Below are 1,169 nucleotides of genomic sequence, written 5' to 3' on the forward strand. Positions count from 1 at the left end.
AGTAACATTACCCAATATATCGATACTTACTTGATATCTAACTTGTTGCCCTTTGAAATTATCTTCAAGCACCAAGTTGTTTTGAATGGCGTCATGTACGTGTTGCGCCCAAATAGATATTTGACTGGGTGCTTCACTCTCGACTTCGTTTACAACCTTAGACTGGGCAATTGCATTAAGTGATACACCCGATAACAACCAAGCTAAAGTTAAATGAAATAATCGCATTGTACCTCCATTCACATAACGCCGCGTTAAGGGGTGAATGCCGCATAAACCAGCTTTCCGCAGACCACTTTCACCACCAAAACTAACCGCATACCAAAAATGCCACGCGGCGTGAATCCCACTTGAACGCCTTGTTATGCGCGTGCTTCAGACCAAACAGCAAATTCATTGCCACTTGGCTCTAAAAAATGAAAACGACAACCACCAGGAAATTCAAAGATTGGACGGATGATATCGCCGCCATTTTTCACAACTTTATCCAATGTGCTTTCAATATCTGAACTATAGAAAACTAAGAGTGCGCCACCATTTTCAGTACGACTAGAACGCTCAGATTTGAAAAAACCACCATCTAAACCTTCATTTGAAAAAGCTGCGTATTCAGGCCCATAGTCAACAAAGCTCCAGCCAAAAACCTTTGAAAAAAATGCCTTCGTTGACTCCAAGTCTTTCGCTGCAAATTCTACATAATTGAGCTTTTCATGCTGATTCATTGTTAACTCCTGTCATTTTTCCAATTAGCGCATAACGCTGCGTTAAGGGGTGAATGCCGCATAAACCAACCTTCCGCAGACCACTTTCACCACCAAAACTCGCCGCATACCAAAAATGCCACGCGGCATGAATCCCTCTTGAACGCCTTGTTATGCTTAAGCTTCAATGGGTTACGTTTGACCAGAACCAAGATTAACTCGACTTTGATTTACAAACAAAAGCCAAAACGTAGAAAACCGAAATGAATCATAGTTTTGATAATCAGGCTCGGAATTTTGGCAAATCTGGTTTGAAGTTTGAAAACCTAGAAATGGATTTCTGATTGAGCCAACCGCCCTAACCTCGCGCTTGCCCGAGAATTGATTGAGGCAATTCTCAGAGTTTTTAGCGCCAAAGAATAAGTGTCCGAAAAACAGCGCCCACTGGAGCCGACTTGCCGAAAAACT

Annotated in this window: 3 protein-coding genes; all 3 read right to left on the minus strand. The window is 42.3% G+C overall.

Features of this window, described 5'->3' with window-relative positions:
• On the minus strand, positions 1-228 hold a 228-nt coding region (locus D908_RS21715), incomplete at its 3' end, for a hypothetical protein (RefSeq protein WP_005527935.1).
• 134 nt (positions 229-362) lie between these two features.
• Positions 363-722: a VOC family protein gene (locus D908_RS00215; protein WP_005527937.1), complete on the minus strand. Its 360-nt coding sequence runs from the start codon at positions 720-722 to the stop codon at positions 363-365.
• Between the two features lie 171 nt (positions 723-893).
• Positions 894-1,169, minus strand: a 276-nt coding sequence (locus D908_RS22850) for a hypothetical protein (RefSeq protein ID WP_338131529.1), incomplete at its 5' end; no start/stop codon positions are given.

It is taken from the genome of Vibrio mimicus CAIM 602 (genome assembly GCF_000338875.1).
Classification (GTDB): Bacteria; Pseudomonadota; Gammaproteobacteria; order Enterobacterales; family Vibrionaceae; genus Vibrio; species Vibrio mimicus.

Excerpts from the sequence above, each read along its gene's own strand:
- D908_RS00215 (WP_005527937.1), bottom strand. The coding sequence starts at position 722 with ATGAATCAGCATGAAAAGCTCAATTATGTAGAATTTGCAGCGAAAGAC.